At 60.7% G+C, this 25,354-nt stretch carries 22 protein-coding genes and 1 pseudogene; 9 read left to right on the top strand and 14 right to left on the bottom strand.

Annotated features, from left to right (window positions below; all coding sequences use genetic code 11):
• Nucleotides 1–93: 93 nt before the first annotated feature.
• Genes ACYZTX_RS27980 through ACYZTX_RS27970 form a run of 3 tightly spaced genes read right to left on the bottom strand, consistent with a single transcriptional unit; the run spans nt 94 to nt 2,244 of the window.
• Nucleotides 94–681, bottom strand: a complete 588-nt coding sequence (locus ACYZTX_RS27980) for a YggT family protein (RefSeq protein ID WP_462036725.1) — start codon at nt 679–681, stop codon at nt 94–96.
• Between the two features lie 24 nt (nt 682–705).
• Entirely contained in the window at nt 706–1,524 is an 819-nt protein-coding gene (proC, locus tag ACYZTX_RS27975) for a pyrroline-5-carboxylate reductase (protein ID WP_462036724.1), read from the bottom strand.
• Between the two features lie 33 nt (nt 1,525–1,557).
• A complete protein-coding gene (locus ACYZTX_RS27970; RefSeq protein WP_462036723.1) occupies nt 1,558–2,244 on the bottom strand; it encodes a YggS family pyridoxal phosphate-dependent enzyme in 687 nt (228 codons plus the stop codon).
• Nucleotides 2,245–2,300: 56 nt separating this feature from the next.
• Between ACYZTX_RS27970 and ACYZTX_RS27965 the strand changes: the two genes are divergently transcribed.
• The gene (locus ACYZTX_RS27965; protein ID WP_462036722.1) at nt 2,301–3,335 is read left to right on the top strand and encodes a type IV pilus twitching motility protein PilT; all 1,035 of its coding nucleotides are present in this window, start codon (nt 2,301–2,303) and stop codon (nt 3,333–3,335) included.
• 102 nt (nt 3,336–3,437) lie between these two features.
• Here the strand turns inward: ACYZTX_RS27965 and ACYZTX_RS27960 are convergent, their stop codons facing one another.
• Nucleotides 3,438–4,055 carry a C40 family peptidase gene (locus ACYZTX_RS27960; RefSeq protein WP_462036721.1) on the bottom strand — a complete coding sequence of 206 codons (618 nt, stop codon included), beginning with the start codon at nt 4,053–4,055 and terminating at the stop codon, nt 3,438–3,440.
• A gap of 249 nt (nt 4,056–4,304) precedes the next feature.
• Between ACYZTX_RS27960 and ACYZTX_RS27955 the strand changes: the two genes are divergently transcribed.
• A complete protein-coding gene (locus ACYZTX_RS27955; protein ID WP_462036720.1) occupies nt 4,305–4,724 on the top strand; it encodes an NINE protein in 420 nt (139 codons plus the stop codon).
• 93 nt (nt 4,725–4,817) lie between these two features.
• On the opposite strand, the gene ACYZTX_RS27950 is transcribed toward ACYZTX_RS27955, so the two are convergent.
• The 7 genes from ACYZTX_RS27950 to gshB form a co-directional block, all read right to left on the bottom strand.
• Nucleotides 4,818–6,089 (bottom strand): dihydroorotase, encoded by a 1,272-nt coding sequence (locus ACYZTX_RS27950; RefSeq protein WP_462036719.1) that lies wholly within the window; start codon nt 6,087–6,089, stop codon nt 4,818–4,820.
• Nucleotides 6,086–7,090 carry an aspartate carbamoyltransferase catalytic subunit gene (locus ACYZTX_RS27945; RefSeq protein WP_007897943.1) on the bottom strand — a complete coding sequence of 335 codons (1,005 nt, stop codon included), beginning with the start codon at nt 7,088–7,090 and terminating at the stop codon, nt 6,086–6,088. The genes ACYZTX_RS27950 and ACYZTX_RS27945 overlap by 4 nt, the downstream gene beginning before the upstream one ends.
• Before the next feature lie 27 nt (nt 7,091–7,117).
• Nucleotides 7,118–7,621, bottom strand: coding sequence for a bifunctional pyr operon transcriptional regulator/uracil phosphoribosyltransferase PyrR (pyrR, locus tag ACYZTX_RS27940; protein ID WP_462036718.1), 504 nt, complete (start codon nt 7,619–7,621; stop codon nt 7,118–7,120).
• 79 nt (nt 7,622–7,700) lie between these two features.
• A complete protein-coding gene (gene ruvX, locus ACYZTX_RS27935; RefSeq protein WP_090178626.1) occupies nt 7,701–8,138 on the bottom strand; it encodes a Holliday junction resolvase RuvX in 438 nt (145 codons plus the stop codon).
• Entirely contained in the window at nt 8,138–8,710 is a 573-nt protein-coding gene (locus ACYZTX_RS27930) for a YqgE/AlgH family protein (protein ID WP_462036717.1), read from the bottom strand. The genes ruvX and ACYZTX_RS27930 overlap by 1 nt, the downstream gene beginning before the upstream one ends.
• Before the next feature lie 193 nt (nt 8,711–8,903).
• Entirely contained in the window at nt 8,904–9,803 is a 900-nt protein-coding gene (locus tag ACYZTX_RS27925) for an energy transducer TonB (RefSeq protein WP_462036716.1), read from the bottom strand.
• Between the two features lie 77 nt (nt 9,804–9,880).
• Nucleotides 9,881–10,834: a glutathione synthase gene (gshB, locus tag ACYZTX_RS27920; protein WP_462036715.1), complete on the bottom strand. Its 954-nt coding sequence runs from the start codon at nt 10,832–10,834 to the stop codon at nt 9,881–9,883.
• Nucleotides 10,835–11,067: 233 nt separating this feature from the next.
• Here gshB and pilG point away from each other — a divergent pair, with 233 nt between their 5' ends.
• From pilG to ACYZTX_RS27890, 6 genes are all read left to right on the top strand, one after another.
• On the top strand, nt 11,068–11,472 hold the full coding sequence (pilG, locus tag ACYZTX_RS27915; RefSeq protein WP_462037123.1) for a twitching motility response regulator PilG: 405 nt from the start codon (nt 11,068–11,070) through the stop codon (nt 11,470–11,472).
• Between the two features lie 57 nt (nt 11,473–11,529).
• Nucleotides 11,530–11,895, top strand: a complete 366-nt coding sequence (gene pilH, locus ACYZTX_RS27910) for a twitching motility response regulator PilH (protein ID WP_109635579.1) — start codon at nt 11,530–11,532, stop codon at nt 11,893–11,895.
• A gap of 10 nt (nt 11,896–11,905) precedes the next feature.
• On the top strand, nt 11,906–12,454 hold the full coding sequence (locus ACYZTX_RS27905; RefSeq protein ID WP_462036714.1) for a chemotaxis protein CheW: 549 nt from the start codon (nt 11,906–11,908) through the stop codon (nt 12,452–12,454).
• A 156-nt stretch (nt 12,455–12,610) separates the two neighbouring features.
• Complete coding sequence (locus tag ACYZTX_RS27900; RefSeq protein ID WP_462036713.1) at nt 12,611–14,668, top strand: methyl-accepting chemotaxis protein; 2,058 nt, start codon at nt 12,611–12,613, stop codon at nt 14,666–14,668.
• 51 nt (nt 14,669–14,719) lie between these two features.
• Nucleotides 14,720–20,626 carry an Hpt domain-containing protein gene (locus ACYZTX_RS27895; RefSeq protein ID WP_462036712.1) on the top strand — a complete coding sequence of 1,969 codons (5,907 nt, stop codon included), beginning with the start codon at nt 14,720–14,722 and terminating at the stop codon, nt 20,624–20,626.
• Nucleotides 20,619–21,077 (top strand): chemotaxis protein CheW, encoded by a 459-nt coding sequence (locus ACYZTX_RS27890; RefSeq protein ID WP_462036711.1) that lies wholly within the window; start codon nt 20,619–20,621, stop codon nt 21,075–21,077. The genes ACYZTX_RS27895 and ACYZTX_RS27890 overlap by 8 nt, the downstream gene beginning before the upstream one ends.
• A 122-nt stretch (nt 21,078–21,199) precedes the next feature.
• Here the strand turns inward: ACYZTX_RS27890 and ACYZTX_RS27885 are convergent.
• Nucleotides 21,200–22,113, bottom strand: a pseudogene (locus ACYZTX_RS27885) (LysR family transcriptional regulator).
• 127 nt (nt 22,114–22,240) lie between these two features.
• Here ACYZTX_RS27885 and trhA point away from each other — a divergent pair.
• The gene (gene trhA / locus ACYZTX_RS27880) at nt 22,241–22,858 is read left to right on the top strand and encodes a PAQR family membrane homeostasis protein TrhA (RefSeq protein WP_462036710.1); all 618 of its coding nucleotides are present in this window, start codon (nt 22,241–22,243) and stop codon (nt 22,856–22,858) included.
• Between the two features lie 85 nt (nt 22,859–22,943).
• Here the strand turns inward: trhA and ACYZTX_RS27875 are convergent, their stop codons facing one another.
• Entirely contained in the window at nt 22,944–23,663 is a 720-nt protein-coding gene (locus ACYZTX_RS27875; RefSeq protein WP_462036709.1) for a 16S rRNA (uracil(1498)-N(3))-methyltransferase, read from the bottom strand.
• A gap of 155 nt (nt 23,664–23,818) precedes the next feature.
• On the bottom strand, nt 23,819–25,225 hold the full coding sequence (locus ACYZTX_RS27870) for an adenosylmethionine--8-amino-7-oxononanoate transaminase (protein ID WP_462036708.1): 1,407 nt from the start codon (nt 25,223–25,225) through the stop codon (nt 23,819–23,821).
• Between the last annotated feature and the right edge of the window lie 129 nt (nt 25,226–25,354).

Below are 25,354 nucleotides of genomic sequence, written 5' to 3'. Positions count from 1 at the left end.
TAAGTCTAAAGACCGCTGCCTTTAGCAGCAAGCTAACTTCCCCGCCGCTAACGATCGCTCCCACGCAGAGCGTGTGAACGATCGCTCACCGGGTCAGACCAGGCCGAGCAGCCCCTGCGGCATCAAGGCAAAGTACGCAATGCGTGGGATCAGCCAGCTTTGCAGCAACTGGATCACGATAAACGCGAAGATCGGCGAAATGTCGAGGCCACCCAGGTTTGGAATGATCCGGCGGAACGGGGCGAGTACCGGTTCTGTGATCTGAGCAACCAACTCTGCGCCCGGATTATGGCTCCCCGGCGCGACCCAGGACAGAATCACACTGATGATCATCGCGTAGAACAGAATGTTCAAAAACAGCGAGAAGAGTGCGATCAATGCCCAAGGCACCAAAAGCACCCAGTCGACCATAAAGCCTTTGAGCAGCAGGATGACCGCTATCAGCAGCATCTGCACGATCAGCGCCAGCACCAGCGACGACATGTCCAGTCCGAACATGCTCGGGATAACCCGGCGCAGAGGTTTGAGCAGGGGTTGAGTGGCTTTCACGATGAACTGGCAGAGCGGATTGTAAAAATTCGCCCGAACCAGTTGCAGGATGAAGCGCAACAGCACGATCAGCAGGTACAGGCTGCCCAGGGTTTTGATGATGAAAATGGCAGCGTCATTGAGTCCGAGCATCATTGATTCCTTTGTAAGAGCTGATTAGCGACCGAGCTGTTCAGCCATCTCGGCTGAGCGGTGCGCAGCGGCGCCGAGTGCTTTTTCTACCAGGGCTTCGAAGCCACCAGCCTGGAACGACTTGATCGCCGCCTCCGTCGTGCCCGCGGGCGAGGTCACGCGGCGACGCAGTTCCGCAGCGTCGACATCGCTGGCAACCGCCATTTGCGCTGCGCCAAGGGCGGTTTGCAGGGTCAGTTGTGCAGCGGTTTCCGGCGGCAGGCCCAGTTTCACGCCGGCGGCGGTCATGGCTTCGATCAGCAGGAAGAAGTACGCCGGGCCCGAGCCGGAAACGGCGGTGACCGCGTCCAGTTGCTGCTCTTCCTCCAGCCACAGGGCAATGCCGACGGCCGACAGCAGCTCTTCAGCTTGCTGGCGTTGTTCGGCAGTCACTTGGGCCGTGGCGAACAACCCGCTCACGCCCTGACGCAGCAGCGCCGGGGTGTTGGGCATGCAACGGACGATCGGTTGCGCGCCGAGCCAGTTGTTCAGGCTGGCGCAGGTGATGCCGGCAGCAATCGAGACCACCAGTTGATTTGGCTTGAGGCTTGGGCGAATGGCTTCGCAGACGGCTTTCATCGCTTGGGGTTTGACCGCCAGTACGATGACTTCGGCGCCCTGGATGGCGTCGCTGTTGTCGGCGAATACTTCAACACCGTGTTCAGCGTTCACGCGAGCGCGGGTTTCGGCGCCCGGATCACTGGCGCGGATCTGCGCGGCGTCCAGACCTTTGGCGCGCAGGCCACCGATCAGGCTGGCGGCCATGTTGCCGGCACCGATAAAGGCAATACGAGTCTTGCTCATGTCAGGTCCTTATAGAGAGGTGAGTCAGCCAAGTTATGGCTGACCGTAGTCGCGAGCACCAAACAGGGCCGTACCGATGCGGACCCAGGTGGCGCCCATGGCGATGGCCGACTCGAGGTCGTGGCTCATGCCCATGGAAAGTGTGTCGAGCGGCAGGTTCAGGCTGGCTTGCAGGCGCTGCACGGCAGCAAAAGCGGCATCCTGGGCGGCGCGATCTTCAGTCGGCTCGGGGATTGCCATCAACCCGCGCAGCTTGAGGCGTGGCAGTTCGCTGATGGCATTGGCCAAGGCAGGCAGGTCGGCCGGGGTGCAGCCGGACTTGCTGGCTTCACCGCTGACGTTGACCTGGATGCAGATGTTCAGGGGTGGCAAATCGGCAGGACGTTGTTCGGACAGGCGTTGTGCGATTTTCAAACGATCCACGGAATGCACCCAAGCGAAGTGCTCGGCGATAGCGCGAGTCTTGTTCGATTGAATGGGGCCGATGAAGTGCCAGATCAAGGGCAGGTCGGCCAATTCGAGCTGTTTGCTCAGGGCTTCCTGCAGGTAGTTCTCGCCAAAGTCGCGGATACCGGCAGCATGCGCTTCACGCACGGCCTCGGCCGGCTTGGTCTTGCTCACGGCCAGCAGCTGGACGCTGTCTTCGTCGCGCTTTGCGGCGACGGCAGCGGCGTGGATGCGTGAACTAACCTGAAGAATGTTGTCTGCTATCGTGGACATCAAGAGGCGCCAGCGGTCTGAAGGTTGGCGGCATTCTACTGGAATTGAGGAGCGCTATGGATATCACTGAGCTGCTGGCCTTCAGCGCTAAACAAGGAGCGTCCGACCTGCACCTGTCCGCCGGCCTGCCGCCGATGATCCGCGTCGATGGCGATGTGCGGCGCATCAATTTGCCGGCCCTGGACCACAAGCAGGTTCAGGCCCTGATCTACGACATCATGAACGACACTCAGCGGGTGGACTTCGAAAAGCACCTGGAAACCGACTTCTCCTTTGACGTGCCCGGCGTGGCACGCTTTCGGGTTAACGCGTTCAACCAGAACCGTGGTGCCGGCGCGGTGTTCCGGACCATTCCGTCCAAGGTCTTGAGCATGGACGACCTCGGTATGGGGGAAGTGTTTCGCAAAATTACCGAAGCACCGCGGGGGCTGGTGCTGGTGACCGGCCCGACCGGTTCCGGCAAGTCCACCACCCTGGCGGCGATGATCGATCACCTGAACACCCATCGCCATCAGCACATCCTCACGATTGAAGACCCGATCGAGTTCGTCCACGAGTCGCGCAAATGCTTGATCAACCAGCGTGAAGTCCATCGTGATACGCGCAGTTTCGCCACGGCGCTGCGCTCGGCCCTGCGGGAGGACCCGGACGTGATTCTGGTCGGTGAGATGCGGGATCTCGAGACCATTCGCCTGGCGTTGACCGCCGCCGAAACCGGTCACCTGGTGTTTGGCACGCTCCACACGACATCAGCGGCAAAAACCATCGACCGGGTGGTGGACGTGTTTCCGGGTGATGAGAAGTCGATGGTCCGTTCGATGCTTTCCGAGTCGTTACTGGCGGTGGTGTCGCAAACGCTGGTCAAAAAGATCGGCGGCGGGCGGATCGCCGCCCACGAAATCATGCTCGGCACGTCAGCGATCCGTAACCTGATCCGCGAAGACAAGGTGGCGCAGATGTACTCATCGATTCAGACCGGGGGCAACCTGGGCATGCAGACGCTGGATATGTGCTTGAAGGAGCTGGTGACCAAGGGGTTGATCAGTCGCGAGCAGGCGCGGGAGAAGGCGCGTTCGCCGGATGGTTTTTGAGGCTTAAAGCAAAAGATCGCAGCCTGCGGCAGCTCCTACAGGGAAATGCATAGTCCCGTGTAGGAGCTGCCGCAGGCTGCGATCTTTTGATCTTGCTTCAAATCAGCGCTGAACAACCTGTAAGGTGTTCTTCTCTTTCGGCAGAACCCGCTTGGCAACCACGTAGTGGCTTTCCCAGTAAGGTTTCTTCAGAGTGTCGATGCTCACCGACTTGCCACGGCGTGGTGCGTGGATGAAGCGGTCGTTGCCCAGGTAGATGGCAACGTGATTGACCCGACGGCTCTTGAGCTTGAAGAAAATCAGGTCGCCAGGCTTCAGATCCTTGCGATCGACTTTCTCGCCATGGCCGCTGGCCATGGCGTTGGAGGTGCGCGGCAGGTCAAAAGTGGCGTCGTTGAACGCGTATTTCACCAGGCCACTGCAATCGAACCCTTTGCTTGGGCTGCTGCCACCCCAACGGTACGGAGTACCGAGGACGTTAACTGCGCGGCTCAGCACGTTGCTGCTTTCCTTGGTCGCCATCGGCGGAACCAGGCTGCTTTTGCTGTTCAGTTGGGGAGCGCGTTTTACGGTCTGTTTGTTTTTGCTCGAAGGAGCAGAAACATGGGATTTTTGGGTGTAACCATTAACGTTAGGAAGACGTTGCTCACGATTGGTGGCGTGGGCGGCCAGTGGCATCAAAAGGCAAATGGTTAGCCATGTCTTGAAAAATGGACGCATTAGGCAAGGCTCATATAAGTTAGCGCGCAACTTTATAACAGCTTTTTTGCCCCTTCCGAGGCCGTTGGTCGATTCAACTTTCGGACAACGGAACCAAATAAGCAGAAAATTGACGCAATTGTCGGACACAAGTCAGGTGCTACAAGGCTTTGACGTGAGACACGGTAGCAGATGCCATACGTCGGTCACCTGTAAAAAAGTCACAAAGAATTCAAGAATATTTATCTATCGTGTGAATCGAGGTCCTTCATGAACACCTATCAACAGCCCGTTCCGCAGCAAGACACGCACAGCAAAGTAATTGGTTACCTGCTGTGGATTTTGGGTTTTACCGGCGCTCACCGTTTCTATTACGGCAAGCCGGTGACCGGGACGATCTGGTTCTTCACCCTCGGTTTGTTGGGTATCGGTTGGCTGATTGATTTGTTTCTGATCCCAGCCATGGATCGCGAAGCAGACCTGCGTTTTACCGCCGGACCTATCGAGTACAACGTGGCGTGGATTCTGCTGACGTTTCTTGGGGTATTTGGCGTACACCGGATGTATCAGGGGAAGTGGATCAGCGGGTTGCTGTACCTGGTGACGGGCGGGTTGTTCTTTCTGGGGGTGCTGTATGACTTCTGGACGCTGAATGATCAGGTGTCGATTCGCAATGCGCAGCGTCGATAACAGCAAAGATCAAAAGATCGCAGGCTTCGCCAGCTCCTACAGGGAAATGCATATTCCCGTGTAGGAGCTGCCGCAGGCTGCGATCTTTTCGTTTTACGCCTGGTGGCTAATCCGCCCATCCACCAGGGTGTAACGCACCACACCCGGCAAGCTGTGGCCAATGAACGGGCAGTTTTCGCCCTTGGACAGCCAGGTCTCACCGGCCACGGTCGAAGCCGTCGGATCGAACAGCACGATGTCCGCCGGTCCACCTACCGCCAGCTTGCCCGCCGGCAGGCGCAACGCCTCGGCAGGTCCGGCACTCAAGCGCGCCAACAGCGTTGGCAGGTCCAGCAAACCGTCTACCACCAGTGTCATCGCCAACGGCAGCAGCAGTTCCACGCTGCTGATGCCCGGCTCGGTGGCACCGAACGGCGCCAGTTTGGCGTCCCGCTCGTGGGGTTGGTGATGACTGGATATCGCCGATACCACACCCGATTTCACAGCTTCACGCAGGCTGTCGCGGTCGGCGCGGGTGCGCAGCGGCGGCTGGACGTGATAGAGGCTGCTGAAGTCGATCAGCGCTTCGTCAGTCAGGATCAGCTGATACAAAGCCACATCGGCGGTCACCGGCAGCCCGCGAGCCTGGGCCTGAGCGATCAGGGCCACGCCACGAGCGCTGGTGAGCTGACTGAAGTGCGCGCGCACGCCACTTTGCTCGACCAGCAGCAGATCCCGGGCCAAAGCCACGGTTTCAGCGGTTTCCGGAATCCCGGGTAAACCGAGGAAGCTGGCGGTCGGGCCTTCGTGGGCCAGGCCACCTTCGGCCAGGTCATGGTCCTGAGAGTTGAAAATCACGGTCAGGTCGAATGTTGCGGCGTATTCCAGCGCCCGGCACAGCGTGCGGGTGTTGCGGAAACTCTCCAGGCCGTTGCCGAAGGCCACGCAACCGGCATCGCGCAGGGCAACGAGCTCTGCAAGCTGTTCGCCGTCCAGGCCTTTGCTCAGGGCGCCAATCGGGAAGACTTTGGTGTTGCCGGCCTCGCGGGCGCGGTCGAGGATCAGTTCGGCCACGGCCGAGGTGTCCAGCACCGGTTTGGTTTTCGGCGGGCAGCACAGGCTGGTGACACCGCCGGCCGCAGCGGCGCGGGTTTCGCTGGCAATCGAGCCTTTGCGGCTGTAACCCGGCTCGCGCAGGGCGACGTTCAGGTCAACCAGGCCAGGCGCGGCCACCAGACCTTTGGCGTCGATGGTCTCGACCGGGACAAAACCGACCGGTGCCGCGCCAAGGGCGACGATCTTGCAGGCTTCAACGTGAATATCGGTTACTAGATCCAGACCACTGCTTGGATCGATGACGCGGGCGCCGAGAATGCTGAGCTTCACTGGGCGTTCTCCTGCTCGAATTGGCGCTGGGCAGTCTGCCCGCTCATGGCCATGGACAACACAGCCATACGAATCGCGATGCCGTAGGTGACCTGGTTGAGAATCACCGAGTGCGGGCCGTCGGCCACCGCCGACTCGATTTCCACCCCGCGGTTGATCGGCCCCGGGTGCATGACGATGCAATCCGGCTTGGCCCCGGCCAGGCGCGCGGTGGTCAGGCCGAACAGGCGGTAGAACTCGCCTTCGCTCGGCAGCAGGCCGCCGGTCATGCGTTCGCGCTGCAGGCGCAGCATGATCACCACGTCGACGTCTTTCAGGCCTTCGGTCATGTCGGTGTAGACCTTCACACCGTATTGCTCGATGCCGATCGGCAGCAGGGTTTTCGGCGCGATCACGCGGATGTCCGGGCAACCGAGGGTTTTCAGGGCCAGCATGTTCGAGCGCGCCACCCGCGAGTGCAGGATGTCGCCGACGATGGCCACCGAGAGGTTTTCGAAGCCGCCCTTGTGCCGACGGATGGTGAGCATGTCGAGCATGCCCTGGGTCGGGTGGGCGTGACGGCCGTCGCCGCCGTTGATGATCGCCACTTGCGGGCAGACATGTTCGGCGATGAAGTGCGCCGCACCGGAATCACCGTGACGCACGACGAACATGTCAGCAGCCATGGCTTCAAGGTTACGCAGCGTGTCGAGCAGGGTTTCGCCCTTGCTCGCCGACGAGGTCGACACGTTCAGGGTAATCACGTCCGCCGAAAGGCGCTGGGCCGCCAGTTCGAAAGTGGTGCGGGTGCGGGTCGAGTTCTCGAAGAACACGTTGCACACGGTCTTGCCGCGCAGCAACGGGACTTTCTTCACCGCCCGGGCGCCGACTTCGAGGAACGAGTCGGCGGTGTCGAGGATTTCCGTCAGCAGCTCGCGGCGCAAACCGTCGAGCGAGAGGAAGTGGCGCAGCTGGCCCTGATCATTGAGCTGCAGCGGGCGCTTGGTTTCTAGAGGCGTCATCGCGAGGGGGACTCTCAATAGGGCGAATTAAAGGGCGAGGTCTTGCAGTTCAAGCGCAAGCTCCGGGCCGGACAGCTTCACGCGCTCGTGGGCCGCCAGCGACAGGGTCGCGCCGACCACGTTCGGGCGGATCGGCAGCTCGCCGGCGTCCAGGTCCAGCAGGCACACCAGCGTCACGCTGGCCGGGCGACCGTAGTCGAAGAGTTCGTTCAGGGCGGCGCGGATGGTCCGACCGCTCATCAGCACGTCGTCGATCAACACCAGGTCCTGGCCTTCGATCTCGAACGGTAGCGCGGACGGGCGCACTTGCGGGTGCAGACCGTTCTGGCTGAAGTCGTCGCGGTAGAAGGACACGTCGAGGGTACCCAGGGGCGAGTCGCTGCCCAGTTCATCGAGCAACGCCTGGGCGACCCAGATGCCGCCGGTACGAATACCGATGTAACGCGGTTCGCTGATGCCACGGTGTTCCAGGTGTGCCTTGAGACGGATCGCCATCTGGCTGATCAGTTCGGCGGGATTGGGCAGGCTCATGGTTGCTCCTTCTTGGGCCCGAGCCGGGTCTTGGCGGATGTGGCTCGGGTTGTATCTAATAGAGGCGAGGTACGGCTCTTCAGGATTCGAACAGTGCGCTGTTTTCGTCGAGCCAGCCTTGCAGCAGCAGGGCGGCGGCGATGGCGTCGACCGGGTTGTCGCGGTAGCTGCCCTTTTGTCCGCCACGATCGCGCCGTTCACCCTTGGCTTCGAAGGTGGTCAGGCGTTCGTCGTGGGTATAGAAGGGCAGGTTGTAGCGGCCGTTCAGGCGGCGGGCGAATTTCTCTGCGCGCAGGCACATGTCGCTCGGTGTGCCGTCCATGTTCAAGGGCAGGCCAACCACCACGGCATCAGGCTTCCACTCTTTAATCAGGGCTTCGACCTGATTCCAGTCAGGAATACCGTTTTGTGCCTTCAAGGTGCACAGCTCGCGGGCCTGGCCGGTAATCACCTGGCCGACCGCAACGCCGATCTGTTTGGTGCCGTAGTCGAAACCCAGAATCAGGCGCAGGGCCATCAGGCGTGCCCCGCCTGGCTGGTCAGCAGGCTGAGATTGACCCCGAGGTGCTTGGCTGCCGCTTCCAGGCGCAGTTCGCTGCTGGTGTTGAACAAAATATCGGCTTCGAACGGGCAGGTCAGCCAGGCGTTCTGGGCCAGTTCGGCTTCCAGCTGCCCGGCTTCCCAGCCGGCGTAGCCGAGGGCGATCACACTTTTTGCCGGGCCGACACCGTCAGCGATGGCGAACAGCACATCCTGGGAGGTGGAAAGGGAAAGGTCGCCCTCCAGATCAACGGTCGCCTGAAACGTCTTGCCCGAGGGGTGCAGGACAAAACCGCGATCGGTCTGCACCGGGCCGCCGATGAAGATCGGCACATGCTGGCAGAGCACCGGCGGTTCGATGTCGGGGCGCAGTTGCTCGAGGATATCGGCCAGATTGAGGTCTTGCGGACGATTGACCACCAGCCCCATGGCACCATTGGCCGTGTGCTCGACGATGTAGGTCAAGGTGTGCGCAAAGTTCGGGTCGACCATATGAGGCATGGCGATCAGGAAGTGATGCTTGAGGTAGCTGGGGCTGACGTTCTTCATGAGCGCTAGTGTGGCGTTGGAGGGGCGAACTGACAAGCTGGGGATGCACGGGAAATGCCGTAATCCTGTAATCAACCGAGATCAAATGTGGGAGCGAGCCTGCTCGCGAAGAGGGAGTGTCAGTGACATAAATGTTGCCTGACACACCGCATTCGCGAGCAGGCTCGCTCCCACAGGGGAAATTTGCGAAGTGTCAGTTACTGGAGAGCTTGTCCCCGCGAGCAAACTTCCAGGTCCGAATAATTTCCAGACGATCGATATCCGACAAATCCCCGGCAAACGGCGAAAACGGTGCCGCCAGCCGCACGATGCGCTGGGCGGCCTGATCCAGCAGTGGTTGCCCGGATGACTCCAGCACCAACACCTCAAACAGCGAGCCGTCGCGGTTGATCGAAACCAACAGGCGCAGATTGCCGTAGATCTGCTTGCGTCGCGCTTCGTCCGGGTAATTCAGGTTGCCGATGCGCTCGACTTTCTTGCGCCACTCGTCCTTGTACCAGGCGCCTTTGTCTTTCATGGTCGACGCGGCGCTCAGGCGGTGGATGCGCGGGCGCTTGGCATACAACTGTTGTTCGTTGGCCAGTTCCGCTTCCAGACTGGCGATGTCGCTGGACAGCTGTTCACTGTCGAACGTCGGCGCGGCCACTGCGGGTTTGGTGACGGGCTTGGGTTCTTCGGTTTTGGCCGGGGCTTTTTTCGGCTTTGGCGCGACGGTCGTCACGGCGGCCTTGGGCGCCGCTTCCCGCACTTCGGGCTTGGCCGCCGGCGGTGGGGTGACTTTCTGCACCTTGTTGTCCTGGAAAGGCGCGACCTCAGTGGTCTTGGGAATCGCCTTTTTATCCAGGGTGCCGCTGCCTTGCTGATTCTCCTGGGCGAGGAAATCGGCTTTTTCCGGCTTCTTTTCGCTCTTGAAGGTGGCGAGGGTGATTTCCAGGGTTTTACTGATTTGCTTGGGTTCGACCATGGTGAACCCGACGCCCAGCAGCAAAGCCAGGTGAATCAGCGCCGCGAGAAACAGGGTAAAACCGAGGCGATCGGCGGGGCGCACGCCACGGTGGGCGAGTTCAGCGGGCAGATCGGACGGAAGTGTCATGACAAAAAAACCAACATCACGTTTTTCACAGGCCGCGGATGATAACGCAATGTTGGTCGTTTCTTGGCTGTTCTATATCAACGGGCCTTGAGCTTCTGATCGATGGCATCCATCAACAGGCCACCGATGTCGGTGCCAAACGCGTTATCAATCTCGCGAATGCAGGTCGGGCTGGTGACGTTGATTTCCGTCAGATGCTCGCCAATCACGTCCAGGCCGACGAACAGCAGGCCTTTCTCGCGCAAGGTCGGGCCGACTTGTGCAGCGATCCAGCGATCTTTCTCTGTCAGCGGTCGGGCTTCGCCACGGCCACCGGCGGCAAGGTTGCCACGGGTTTCACCAGCGGCAGGAATTCGCGCCAGGCAATAATCCACCGGCTCGCCATCGATCATCAGGATGCGCTTGTCGCCATCCTTGATCGCCGGCAAGTAGGCTTGGCCCATGATCTGCTGGGTGCCTAGCGCGGTCAGGGTTTCCAGAATCACCGACAGGTTCGGATCGCCCGCGCGATGACGGAATATCGAAGTGCCGCCCATGCCGTCCAGCGGCTTGAGGATCACATCGCCGTGCTTGGCGGCAAATTCACGCAACACGTCGGCGCGGCGGCTGACCACCGTCGGCGGCGTGCACTGCGGGAACAGCGTGGCGAACAGTTTTTCGTTGCAGTCACGCAGGCTTTGCGGCTTGTTGACCACCAATACGCCAGCACGCTCGGCCTGTTCCAGCAGGTAAGTGGAGTAGACGAACTCCATGTCGAACGGCGGATCCTTGCGCATCAGGATCACGTCCAGATCGCTCAGCAGCGCGTCGGTCTCGGCTTCCAGTTCGAACCATTTCTCCGGGTTGGCGAAGACTTTCAACGGACGCATCCGCGCACGGGCCTCGCCTTCGCCCTGATACAAATCGCGCTGTTCCATATAGAACAGTTCCCAGCCGCGCTTCTGTGCGGCCAGCAGCATGGCCAGCGAGCTATCCTTTTTATAGGAAATGCTGGCAATAGGGTCCATGACAATCCCGACGCGAACGCTCATGGGTTATTCCTCGAAATTTGGTGCCCGAATGGACATGAAAAAGTGGCGTCAGAGTGGCGCTGAGTGTGTTCCCGGTCAAGGAAAAACCACTGCGCCAGTCCCCCGATAGATTGGAGTTGGAGACTGTGCTAAAAAGGCTGCCATATCGTGCTGGCCCTTGAACATCAAGGGTTTCGAGCCTCCGGTTATCGGAAATGGACAATTTGATTCGCAAAGGCGACGGCAGAGCATTTATGGAACAGAATTCCAGCGCCCTGAAGGTCATGGTGATCGACGATTCGAAGACGATTCGCCGCACCGCCGAAACGCTGTTGAAGAACGTGGGGTGTGAAGTGATCACGGCCATCGATGGTTTCGATGCCCTGGCCAAGATTGTCGACAATCACCCCGGCATCATCTTTGTCGACATCATGATGCCGCGTCTGGATGGCTATCAGACCTGCGCTTTAATCAAGAACCACAGTGCGTTCAAGTCCACGCCAGTGATTATGCTGTCGTCCAAGGACGGGCTGTTTGACAAGGCCAAGGGGCGCATCGTCGGCTCTGATCAGTTTTTGACCAAGCCTTTCAGCAAGGAAGAACTGCTGAACGCGATCCAGGCCCATGTACCGGGCTTCGCCGCCGTTTTGCCGCAGTAGGACACGCACAGTGACGCTCGGCCAGCGGGCCCGGCGTCGACAAGAATGGGGAAGACCATGGCACGTATTCTGATCGTCGATGATTCGCCGACTGAAATGTACAAACTGACCGGCATGCTGGAAAAGCACGGTCACGAAGTGTTGAAAGCCGAAAACGGTGCCGACGGTGTGGCGCTGGCCCGTCAGGAAAAACCCGACGCGGTGCTGATGGACATCGTCATGCCCGGCCTCAACGGTTTCCAGGCGACCCGCCAGCTGACCAAAGACCCGGACACCGGGCACATCCCGGTGATCATTATCACCACCAAGGATCAGGAAACCGACAAGGTTTGGGGTACGCGCCAGGGCGCCAAGGATTACCTGACCAAACCGGTCGACGAAGACACCCTGATCAAGACCCTGAACAACGTGCTGGCCGGTTGATCGTGCGGCCATGACCGAGTCGCTGACTGCCTTCGAACTGCTGCTGCAGATCGACCAGCGCTGTCGTCTGCTGGCGGCGGACTTGCCGTCCCAGCCGACCCGACAAGACAGTTGGAGCGGCATCGGCTTTCGGCTGGGCGAACACTGGTACGTCGCGCCCATGGGCGAAGTCAGCGAAGTCTTGCATGAGCCGCGGTTCACCCAGCTGCCGGGGGTCAGATCCTGGGTCAAGGGCGTGGCCAACTTGCGCGGGCGTCTGTTACCGATCATCGACTTGTGCGGCTTCTTTTCTGGTAATGAGCCTGGGCATGAGCTGTCAGCCGTGCGCAAGCAGCGCCGGGTATTGGTGGTCGAGCATAACGATGTATTTGCCGGATTGATGGTTGATGAAGTTTTCGGCTTGCAGCACTTTGCCCAGGACAGTCTGGAACCGGTAGATACCTTGAGTGGCCCGATTGCACCGTTTATCAAGGGCCGGTTTCAGCGCGAGCAGAACTGGCAGGTGTTCAGCCCGTTTGCGTTGGCGCAGGCGCAAAGCTTTATGCACGTCGCGGTGTAACTGGCGCGGCGCAGATCCAATGTGGGAGCGGGCTTGCTCGCGAAGAGGTCGGCACATTCAACAGTGATGTCGACTGGTGTACCGCCTTCGCGAGCAAGCCCGCTCCCACAGGGTTCTCGGCAAGGTTCACAGGTGTTGGTTAACAGGCGAGGACCGATGATAAAAGCAAAAACAGGCAAGCCAGAAGGGTCGCGCAGCCGGTCACAGATCATCGCGCTGTTCATTGCGCTGATCGTCTTCATCATGCTGCTGTTCGCCAACTTCGCTTACCTCAATACCCAGGCCACGTACGATAAACAGTACATCGGCCACGCCGGCGAGCTGCGCGTGCTATCCCAGCGCATTGCCAAGAACGCCACCGAAGCCGCTGCCGGCAAGGCAGCGGCGTTCAAACTGCTGAGCGATGCGCGCAATGACTTTGCCCAACGCTGGGGCTATTTGAAGAAAGGCGATCCTTCCACCGGCCTGCCGCCGGCACCGCCCACCGTGCGCCCGGAAATGCGCGCCGTGCAACTGGACTGGGAACACCTGCTGAAAAACACCGATGCGATCCTTTCCAGCGAACAGACCGTGCTGTCGCTGCATCAAGTCGCCGCGACCCTGGCCGAAACTGTGCCGCAGTTGCAGGTCGAGTACGAAAAAGTCGTCGAAATTCTCCTGCAGCGCGGTGCCCCTGCCGCACAGGTCGCCATGGCCCAGCGTCAGTCGCTGCTGGCTGAACGGATTCTCGGTGCAGTGAACACCGTGTTGTCCGGTGATGAAAATTCGCAGCAGGCTGCCGACGCTTTCGGTCGTGATGCTGCGCGATTCGGTCAGGTGCTCACCGGCATGCTCCAAGGCAATGCGGCGCTTAAGGTCAGCCAGGTCGAAGACCGTGACGCACGCGCGCGGTTGATCGAGATTTCCGAGCTGTTCGAATTCGTTTCGGGCTCGGTGGATGAAATCCTCGAAACCTCGCCGGAGTTGTTCAAAGTCCGCGAATCGGCGACCAATATTTTCACCCTGTCGCAGACCCTGCTCGACGAAGCCTCGCAGCTGGCCAGCGGTTTCGAAAACCTGGCCGGCGGGCGCAACACCCACACCATTGGCGGGTATGTGCTGGGCCTGCTGGCACTGATGTCGATCATCCTCATTGGCCTGGTAATGGTTCGCGAAACCAATCGTCAGCTGCGCGAAACGGCCGAGAAGAACGAGCGTAACCAGAACGCAATCATGCGCCTGCTCGACGAGATCGAAGACCTGGCGGACGGCGACCTGACCGTGACCGCTTCGGTGACTGAAGACTTCACCGGGACCATCGCCGACTCGATCAACTATTCCGTGGACCAACTACGCGATCTGGTGGCGACCATCAACCTCACCGCTGGGCAGGTCGCTGCCGCGGTGCAGGAAACCCAGGCCACCGCCATGCACCTGGCGCAGGCTTCGGAGCATCAGGCGCAGCAGATTGCCGAAGCCTCCACCGCGATCAACGACATGGCCCAGTCTATCGACCAGGTCTCGGCCAACGCCGCCGAATCCTCGGCGGTGGCCGAGCGTTCGGTGGAAATCGCCAACAAGGGCAATGAGGTGGTGCACAACACCATCCACGGCATGGACAATATTCGCGAGCAGATTCAGGACACCGCCAAGCGCATCAAACGCCTCGGCGAGTCTTCTCAGGAAATCGGCGACATTGTCAGCTTGATCGATGACATTGCCGACCAGACCAACATCCTTGCGCTCAACGCGGCGATCCAGGCCTCCATGGCCGGTGATGCCGGGCGCGGTTTTGCGGTGGTCGCCGATGAAGTCCAGCGGCTGGCCGAGCGCTCGTCTGCCGCCACTCGGCAGATCGAAACCCTGGTGCGAGCGATCCAGACCGACACCAACGAAGCCGTGATTTCCATGGAGCAGACCACCACCGAAGTGGTGCGCGGCGCGCGTCTGGCGCAGGATGCCGGAGTGGCCCTGGAAGAAATCGAAGGTGTGTCGAAGACCCTCGCCGCGTTGATCCAGAGTATTTCCAACGCAGCGCAGCAACAGACGTCTTCGGCCGGTCAGATTTCCCTGACGATGAACGTGATTCAGCAGATCACCACGCAGACGTCGTCCGGCTCCACCGCCACCGCCGAGAGCATTGGCAACCTGGCGAAAATGGCCAGCCAGCTGCGGCGTTCGGTGTCCGGTTTCACCTTGCCGACCGCCAAGGCGCAGGCTGCGGATAAAGTGTGAAGCGCCCGCGGGCGTTTGCTTTTTTTGAGTAGAGCAGTGAACGGAGTGGTTATGGGTGATCGGCACGACTATGTGGCCCTCGAGTGGGTCAAAGGCGAGATTGCCGAAACGCTGAAAGTGGCTCATCAGGCCATCGAATCCCTGCTTGATGACCCGCAGGCGACGCACGCCCTCAGTGAATGCCTGGCATGCGTCCATCAGGTTCACGGCAGTTTGCAGATGGTCGAGTTCTACGGCGCGGCGCTGCTCGCCGAAGAGATGGAACAGCTGGCCACTGCCTTGCAGCAGAACCGCGTCAGTCATCGCGATGAGGCGATCCATCTGTTGCTGCAAGCGCTGGGGCAACTGCCGATTTACCTCGACCGGGTGCAAGGCGCCCGTCGCGATCTGCCGCTGGTGGTGCTGCCGCTGATCAACGATTTGCGCAGCGCCCGTGGCGAAAGCCTGTTGTCGGAAACCAGCCTGTTCACCCCGCAATTGCCGGACCTGCCACCCCTGGACGAAGAGTCGCTGGCGCTGCTCGAGCCGGCAGATTTACCGAACGTGCTGCGCAAGTTGCGGCAGATGTTGCAGATGGCCCTGGTCGGATTGTTGCGTGAGCAGGACGGCGAAACCAACCTCGATTATCTGACCAGGGTTTTTACGCGTCTCGAAGGCCTGTGCGGCAATGCGCCCCTGAGCCCGTTGTGGCAAGTTGCCTCGGCGCTGGTCGAAGGTATACGCAGCGGCTCGATCGCCAACAGTCCGGCGTTGCGCAGCCTGTTCAAAGACGCCGACAAAGAGCTCAAGCGCCTGCTCGAGCAGGGTATGCCCGGAATCAATCAGCCGGCGCCGCTGGAGTTGCTCAAGAGTTTGCTGTTCTACATTGCCAAGGCCGAACATCCCACCGGGCAGATGCTGACCATGAAAGATCGCTACGGATTGGACGACGCGTTGCCTGACAGCGCGATGGTCGACGAAGAACGCGCACGGCTGGCCGGTCCCGACCGTGATGCCATGCGCTCGGTACTGGCCGCGCTGTGCGAAGAGCTGGTGCGGGTCAAGGAACGCCTGGACCTGTTCGTGCGCAGTGACCGCCAACACACCTCGGACCTCGAAAGCCTGCTGGCGCCACTGCGGCAAATCGCCGACACCCTGGCGGTGCTCGGTTTCGGCCAGCCACGCAAGGTCATCATTGATCAACTGGCGGTGGTGCTGAGCCTCGCCCAGGGCCAGCGTGAGCCCAATGACGCGATCCTCATGGACGTCGCCGGTGCCCTGCTCTACGTCGAAGCGACCCTCGCCGGCATGGTCGGCACCGTCGAGCCGGAAAGCCAGGAAGAAAGCCGCCTGCCGACCACCGACCTGACACAGATCCATCAGATCGTGATCAAGGAAGCGCGCATCTGCCTGCAACAGGCCAAGGACATGATCGTCGACTACATCGACGCCGACTGGGACCGCCAGCACTTGCAGCCACTGCCGGCCTTGCTGACCCAGGTGCGCGGTGCGCTGGCGATGATTCCGTTGAGCCGCGCGGCGAGCCTGATCGAAACGTGCAACCACTTCATCCGCGAACACCTGCTGCTGGATCCGGATCAACCCGGCTGGCAGGAACTGGACAGCCTCGCCGACGTCGTCACCAGCATCGAGTATTACCTGGAACGCCTCAGCGACGACCCCGAAGCGCCCGGTGAACAGTTGCTCGATGTCGCGGAAAAAAGCCTGGCATCACTCGGCTTTTTCCCCAGCGAGCAGCAGGTGCCGGTGCTTGAGGATGTGCTCAGTCCGAGTGAAGCGCAGGTCTTGCAGGATCTGCAGGAACTGGACGACCCTGACACCGTGCAGTCACTGGCCGATGTATTGGCCAGCCCCGTGTCCTCGGTCAACCCGCCCGCCCTGACCACCCCGGGAAGCCTGTTGCCGCCACCCGCCGGTGAAGAACCGGTGGACGATGAGTTGCGGGAAGTCTTCCTCGAAGAAACTGATGAAGTCCTGGAAATTCTCCGGGAATACCTGCCGCGCTGGTCGGCCGATCCCGACAGTAAATCGGCCTTGAGCGAACTGCGCCGGGCCTTCCATACGTTGAAAGGCAGTGGCCGGATGGTCCGCGCTTTGGTGCTGGGCGAACTGGCGTGGGCGATGGAGAACCTGCTCAACCGCGTACTGGAACACAGCGTTCCACCGGGGCCGGCGGTGCAACAACTGCTGGGCGATGCGCTGAACCTGCTACCGGAACTGGTGACTGAGTTTGCTGGCAATGCCCAGCGCCAGCGCAATGATGTCGACCAATTGGCCGCACGCGCCCACGCCTTGGCCAAGGGCGATGAATCGATACTCGATGAAGACGCACAGGACGTCGCAGCCCTCGATCCGCTGCTGCTTGAGATCTTCCGCAACGAAGCCGAAACCCACTTGGGCAGCCTCAACCGCTTCCTCGATAAAGCCGCCGAGCACTTGCCGTTGCAGGCCAGCGACGAGTTGCAGCGGGCACTGCACACCCTCAAGGGCAGCGCTTCCATGGCCGGCGTAGTGCCGATCGCCGAGCTGGCGAAGCCACTGGATCATCTGGCCCGGGAGTACAAGGCGCACCTGATCGCCCTGGACCTGGACGAAGTCGAACTATTGCTGGAAGCCGAAGGACTGTTCCGTCTCGGGCTACGACAGCTCAAGACTGATCCACTGACGGAGATTCCCGGCGCCCGCTCCTTGATCGAACGAACCCAGGCATTGCTGGCCGAGCGTCTGCAAACCCTCCTGAGTGCACCGAATAGCGGGTTGCGCATCAAGCGTGATCCGCAACTGATCAATAACTTTCTCGCGCAAGGCATGGACATCCTGCTCGACGCCGAAAGCCTGTTGCAGCGCTGGCAGCAACATCCCGGCGAGCGTCAGGAACTCAGCGCGCTGCTGGACGAATTGACCACCCTGGGCGAAGGCGCCCACCTGGCTGACCTGCATCCGGTGGATGAGCTTTGCGAAGCGTTGCTCGATCTCTACGGTGCGGTGGAAGAAAGCAGCCTGGCGGTCAGTGAGGCGTTTTTCCGCGAGGCGCAAAGTGCCCACGAAGCGCTGATCAACATGCTCGACGAACTGGCCGCGGGCCAGGAAGTCAGCGCGCAACCGGAGCGAGTCCGGGCCTTGCGCGGTTTGCTGGATGCGAGTCTCGATCCGTCGGCGATGGGGCTGATTCGCAGCGACGGCAGCCGTACCCTGAGCATTCGGGAATTGGGCAGCGCCACGGCCGAACTGGCGCAGAACGCGACCCAGGTTGAACTGGACGATGAGATCGTTTCGATCTTCCTCGAAGAGGCGGTGGATATCCTCGAAAGTGCTGGCCAGGCCTTGCAGCGCTGGGTGAGCGACCCGGACAACGCCGCGCCGTTGTTGTCGTTACAGCGTGATTTGCACACCCTCAAGGGGGGCGCGCGGATGGCCGAGGTGCAGCCGGTCGGTGATCTGGCCCATGAGCTGGAAAGCCTTTATGAAGGCCTGGTGGACCGCCGCTACGCCTACAGCGAAGCGTTGGCGCAACTGCTGCGACAAAGCCATGACCGGCTCGCACAGCTGCTTGAGCAGTTGCAGAACCAGCAGCCATTGGGTGATTCGGACGCGCTGATCGAGGCCATTCGCGCGTTTCGCCAGGGCAATGTCGGCGCTGTTGAAACGGTCGAACCGGCACGGGTCGAGGATTCGCCGGGCCATGATCCGGAGCTTCTGGACATCTTCCTTGAGGAAGGTTTCGACATCATCGAAAACTCCGGCGCGGCGCTGGTGCGCTGGCAGGCCGAGCCTTCGAATCGTCAGGAAGTGGAAACCCTGCTGCGCGACCTGCACACCCTCAAGGGTGGTGCGCGGATGGTGGAAATCGTACCGATTGGCGACCTCGCCCATGAGCTGGAATTCCTCTACGAAGGCCTCTCGGCTGGCGTGCTGCAACCCACCGCCGCGTTGTTCGGCTTGTTGCAAAGCAGCCACGACCGACTGGCGCAGATGCTCGACGCGAGCCGTGCCGGTCAGCCATTGCCGCCCGCCGATCAACTGATCGACGCGATCAAGAATTTCAGTCATCCGGCAGTGCCCGGAACACCGGCACCGGTGGCGGTGTCCGCCACGCCGAAAGTCGAGACGCCTGCACCGCAACCCGATGCCGGCGCGGACATGGTCAAGGTCTCGGCAGAGCTGCTCGACGACCTGGTGAACCTGGCCGGCGAAACGTCGATCTTCCGTGGCCGGATCGAACAACAGGTCAATGATGCGCGCGTGACCCTGAGCGAGATGGAAACCACCATCGAGCGCATGTGCGACCAGTTGCGTCGTCTCGACACTGAAACCCAGGGGCGGATTCTCAGCCGCCAGCAAGTCGAAGCCGAACGCCTGGGCTACGAAGAATTCGATCCGCTGGAAATGGACCGTCACTCACAATTGCAGCAACTGTCGCGCGCGCTGTTCGAATCTGCCTCCGACTTGCTCGACCTCAAGGAAACCCTCGACCGACGCAATCAGGACGCGGAAAACCTGCTGCAACAGCAGGGCCGTATCAACACCGAATTGCAGGAAGGTCTGATGCGCACGCGCATGGTGCCGTTCGAGCGGATGCTGCCGCGTTTGAAGCGGATCGTCCGTCAGGTATCGAGCGAACTGGGCAAAGAAGTGGAATTCATCGTCGGCAATGCCGAAGGCGAGATGGACCGCAACGTCCTTGAACGCATGGCCGCGCCGTTGGAGCACATGCTGCGCAACGCCGTGGATCACGGCCTGGAATCGGCCGAGGTGCGTATCGCCGCGGGTAAACCGGCTCAAGGTCGAATCACCCTGGACCTGTCGCGAGAGGGCGGCGACATCATTTTCGACATCCGCGACGACGGTGCCGGCGTGCCGCTGGACGCTGTGCGGCGCAAGGCGATCAAGCGCGGGTTGTTGGCCCCGGACAGCGATATCAGCGACCGCGATGTGCTGCAATTCATCCTGCAACCGGGGTTCTCCACCGCCGAGAAAATCACCCAGATTTCCGGGCGTGGCGTCGGCATGGACGTGGTCCACGAAGAGGTCCGGCAGCTCGGCGGCAGCATGAGCATCGACTCTGTGCCGGGGCAGGGCGTGCATTTTCGGATTCGTCTGCCCTTCACCGTGTCGGTCAACCGGGCGCTGATGGTGCAGTGCTTTGATGATCAGTACGCGATCCCGCTGAACACCATCGACGGCATCGTTCGTGTGCTGCCCAACGAACTTGAAGGGCATTACCGGCTCGATCCGCCGACCTACAAATACGCCGGGCAACACTATGAACTGTGCTACCTCGGCGAACTGCTGAAAACCAGCCACCGCCCGAAACTGCTGGGCCAGAGCCTGCCGTTGCCGGTATTGCTGGTGCAGTGCAACGAGCGGCACATCGCCGTGCAAGTCGACTCCATGGCCGGCACTCGCGAGATCGTAGTCAAAAGCCTCGGCCCGCAATTTGCGGCGGTGCAGGGGTTGTCCGGAGCAACGATTCTCGGCGATGGGCGGGTGGTGCTGATTCTCGATTTGCTGGCGCCGATCCGCGCCATGCAGGCCCGTGTGCCGCAACAGTCAGTGACTCAGGAGGCGGAGGTCGAGCCGCATAAACCGCTGCTGGTGCTGGTGGTAGACGATTCGGTGACCGTGCGCAAGGTCACCAGCCGTCTGCTGGAACGCCACGGCATGAACGTGCTGACCGCCAAGGACGGTGTCGACGCCATGCTGCTGCTTGAAGAACACAGGCCTGACCTGATGCTGCTGGACATCGAAATGCCGCGTATGGACGGCTTCGAGGTGGCGACCCAGGTACGCGCCGACGAACGTCTGCAGCACCTGCCGATCATCATGATCACCTCCCGCACCGGGCAGAAGCACCGCGACCGTGCCATGGCCATCGGCGTCAACGACTACCTCGGCAAGCCGTACCAGGAATCGGTGCTGCTCGAAAGCATTGCCCTGTGGAGCAAAACCCATGCGTGAGCACCGCACCAGCAACCTCACCGGCCTGCTGCTGCCCTTGGCCGACCGCAACCTGATTCTGCCCAACGTCGCTGTGGCGGAGCTTATTGATTACCAACCCAGCGCCTTCGACCTCGACACGCCACCGTGGTACCTCGGGCGGGTAACGTGGCGGAACCGGCAGATTCCGTTGCTCAGTTTTGAATCGGCGTGTGGGCAGAAAATCGTCATCGGTGAACGGGCGCGGATTGTCATCTTAAACGCGCTCGGTGGGCGGCCTGAGCTGAAGTTTATTGCGTTGTTGGTTCAGGGGATTCCGCGGTCGTACAAGCTTGATAGCCAGTTGAGCTATGTGGATGTGCCGTTGTGTTCGCTGGAACAGGCGGCGGTGCAGGTAGGGGAGCAAGTGGCTAAAGTGCCGGATTTGTTGGCGCTGGAGGAGTTTATTGTTACGGCCGGGTTAGCCAACTGATTCGGCTAACCCGATGGATCATCGCTGACTGTTCCGACGCCTTCGCGGGCAAGCCACGCTCCCACATTGGAATGCATTCCACTGTGGGAGCGTGGCTTGCCCGCGATGCAGGTGCCGCGGTCTCAAGCCTGGCGATTGGCATACATCCGACACTCCGCCAACAACGCCAGCAAATTCGGATCGCGTTCCTTGGCCTTCAAAAACACCACGCCAATGTGCTGCTGCAACCGATACCGTTCCTGCAACGGAATCAGCTTCACCCGATTCTCATACACCGCCGCAATCCGTCCCGGCAGCAACGCATAACCCACGCCCGAGCTGACCATGCTCAGCAGGGTGAAGATGTCGTTGACCTGCATCGCCACCTTCGGTTCAAACCCCGCCTGCTTGAACACCCGATTACCGTCCTGGTGCGTGGCAAAGCCCTGGGTCAGGGTAATGAATGTCTCATCGCGCACTTCGGCAAGGTCGACTTCGGTCCGTTGCGCAAACTTCGAATCCGCCGGTGTGGCGAGAAAAATATCGTCGGAAAACAGCTGGATCTGCTCGCAGTCCGGGTCGTTGACGCTCTCGTCCAGCGACACCAGGATCGCGTCGACTTCCATGTTCTTGAGCTTGTACAGCAGGTCGAAGTTCGAACCGAGGATCAGGTCGATATTGAGTTCGCTGCGGCGGATCTTCAGGCCCATGATCAGTTGCGGCACCGTCTTCACCGTCAGCGAATACAGCGAGCCCAGCTTGAAGCGCTCGGCGGAGAACCCGGCGGCTTCGCGGGTCAGGCGCACGGTTTCGACCACGTCCTGAATCAGCTTCTGCGCGCGTTCTTCCAGCACATAAGCGCTTTCCAGCGGCGTGAGATTGCGGCCTTCGTGCTTGAACAGCGGGCAGCGCAGGGCGCTTTCAGGGAATGGATCGCCCGGTGCACGCTGACGTTGCTGGTCTGCAACTCGGCGGCGGCCCGGGCCAGGTTGCCGGTGCGCATGAAGGCCAGGAACACCTCGAGTTTTTTCAGGGTCAACTCTTCATCGATCAGCAGGCGTAGCTCTTATTCGAATGGCTCGATTGTGCACGTATGAGGGGATTTGTGATCTGAAACATTGCGCTTTTAATCTCAAGGCCTGAGCCTTGCGCGATGTTGCAATGAATGTTGAGGTGAGCAACACATGTATCACGGGGAACGATTGAACGCCTGGACGCACTTGGTCGGGGCAGTGGCCGCGGTTGTCGGGGTGGTGTGGATGCTGGTGATCGCCAGCATGGACGGCAGCCCGTGGAAGATCGTCAGCGTGGCGATTTACGGGTTCACCTTGCTGGTGCTTTACAGCGCCTCGACCGTTTACCACAGCGTGCGTGGGCGCAAGAAAACGATCATGCAGAAGGTCGATCACTTTTCGATCTACCTGCTGATTGCCGGCAGCTACACGCCATTCTGTCTCGTGACGCTACGCGGGCCGTGGGGCTGGACGTTGTTCGGGATTGTCTGGGGACTGGCGCTGATCGGCATCCTGCAAGAGATCAAACCGCGTTCGGAAGCGCGGATTCTGTCGATCGTGATTTATGCGGTGATGGGCTGGATTGTGCTGGTGGCGGTCAAACCGTTACTGGCGGCGTTGGGCAGTACAGGGTTTGCCTGGCTGGCGTCGGGTGGGGTGCTGTACACCGTGGGGATTGTCTTTTTTGCCCTCGATCATCGTTTGCGGCATGCCCACGGGATCTGGCATCTGTTCGTGATCGCCGGGAGTTTGCTGCACTTTGTGGCGATTATGTTTTACGTCTTGTAGACCGCGTTGTGGCCATTCGCGGGCAAGCCCGCTCCCACAGGGGTACGCATTCCAATGTGGGAGCGAGCCTGCTCGCGAAAGGGTCCTAGAAGTCACCCCACAACTGTTGGGCAACCGCAAGCGCAACCACCGGCGCGGTCTCGGTTCGCAACACCCGCGGCCCAAGTCGAGCAGCATGGAAACCAGCCCCCTTGGCCTGATCAATCTCGGCATCCGATAACCCGCCTTCCGGCCCGATCAAGAATGCCAAGGTCCCAGGCTTGGCATGGCTCACCAACGGCTCAGCCACCGGATGCAGCACCAGCTTCAACTCCGCTTCAGTCTGCTTCAACCAGTCCGCCAGCAGCAGCGGCGGATGAATCACCGGCACCCGTGAGCGCCCGCATTGCTCGCAAGCGCTGATCGCCACCTGGCGCCAGTGCATCAGGCGTTTGTCGGCGCGTTCGTCCTTGAGTCGGACTTCGCAGCGGTCGCTGAAGATCGGGGTGATTTCGGTGACACCCAGTTCGGTGGCTTTCTGAATCGCCCAATCCATCCGCTCTCCACGGGACAAGCCCTGGCCGAGATGGATCTGCAAGGGCGACTCGACCTGCCCGGCAAAGCTTTCATCGATCTGCACGACCACGCGCTTCTTGCCGACCTCCACCAGTGTGGCGCGAAACTCATGGCCCGAACCGTCGAACAGTTGCAGCGCATCGCCCTCGGCCATGCGCAGCACGCGGCTGATGTAATGCGCCTGGGCCTCGGGTAACTCGTGTTCGCCAGTGCTCAAGGGGGCGTCGATAAAGAAGCGGGACAGTCTCATGCTGGGTCTCTGGAAAGGGTGTGAATCATCTGGATTTGTGTCGACTTCTTTCGCGAGCAAGCCCGCTCCCACAGGGTGTACGCGGTCAACTGTGGGAGCCGGGCTTGCTCGCGAAGGCGGCCGCCCATGCACCACAGAAGGTCAAGCGGGCTCAATCAGCCCGGATCTCGGAAGCCCGGATGAAAGTCTTTCGGCACTGACACACTGACGCTGTCACGGGTCGCGATGTCGATGCCTTCGCTGGCCACTTCGGCCAGAAAGTCGATCTGCTCAGGCGTGATCACGTACGGTGGCAGGAAGTACACCACGCTGCCCAACGGTCGGAGTAAAGCACCACGCTCCAACGCATGCTGGAACACTTTCAAGCCGCGACGTTCCTGCCACGGATAAGCTTCTTTGCTGGCCTTGTCCTTGACCATCTCAATGGCGAGCACCATGCCGGTCTGACGCACTTCCGAAACGTTCGGGTGATCGGTCAGGTGCGCGGTGGCGCTGGCCATGCGCTGGGCCAGGGCCTTGTTGTTCTCGATGACGTTGTCTTCTTCGAAGATATCCAGCGTCGCCAAGGCTGCCGCGCACGCCAGAGGATTGCCGGTGTAGCTGTGGGAATGCAGGAAGGCGCGCAGGGTCGGGTAGTCGTCGTAGAACGCGCTGTAGACATCTTCGGTCGTCACGCAGGCCGCCAGCGGCAAGTATCCGCCGGTCAGGGCCTTCGACAGGCAGAGGAAGTCCGGGCGGATGCCGGCCTGCTCGCAGGCGAACATCGTCCCGGTGCGGCCGAAGCCGACGGCGATTTCGTCGTGGATCAGGTGTACGCCATAACGGTCGCAAGCTTCGCGCAGCAGTTTTAGATACACCGGGTGGTACATGCGCATGCCGCCGGCGCCCTGGATCAGCGGCTCGACGATCACTGCGGCCACGGTGTCGTGGTTCTCGGCCAGGGTCTGTTCCATGGCGGCGAACAGGTTGCGCGAGTGTTCTTCCCAGCTCATGCCTTCGGGGCGCAGGTAGCAATCGGGGCTCGGCACCTTGATGGTGTCCAGCAGCAGGGCCTTGTAGGTTTCGGTGAACAGCGGCACGTCGCCCACCGACATCGCGGCCATGGTCTCGCCGTGGTAGCTGTTGGTCAGGGTGACAAAGCGCTTCTTGTTCGGCTGGCCGCGGTTGAGCCAATAGTGAAAGCTCATTTTCAGCGCGACTTCGATGCAGGACGAGCCGTTATCGGCGTAGAAGCACCGGGTCAGGCCGTCCGGCGTCATCTTCACCAGACGCTCGGACAACTCGATCACTGGCTGATGGCTGAACCCGGCAAGGATCACGTGTTCCAGCTGATCGACCTGGTCCTTGATGCGCTGGTTGATGCGCGGGTTGGCGTGGCCAAACACGTTGACCCACCAGGAGCTGACGGCATCGAGGTAGCGTTTGCCTTCGAAGTCTTCCAGCCACACGCCTTCACCGCGCTTGATCGGGATCAGCGGCAGCTGTTCGTGGTCTTTCATCTGGGTGCAGGGATGCCACAACACCGCGAGATCGCGTTGCATCCACTGATTATTCAGGCCCATTTTCAGTCTCCTCGAGGCGGCTCGCTTGGTGCGCGGGCAAACAATCGCGCAAGCCTATGCAATGCGTGGCGTGGGGACAACCCATTGTGTCGATTGAGCTACTTTGTATAGGTCGGTAGACGTCGCTGG

This window comes from Pseudomonas sp. MDT1-17 (assembly GCF_054898105.1).
Note: the sequence above shows the minus strand (reverse complement) of the source record. Positions and strands in the feature narration are given on the sequence as shown.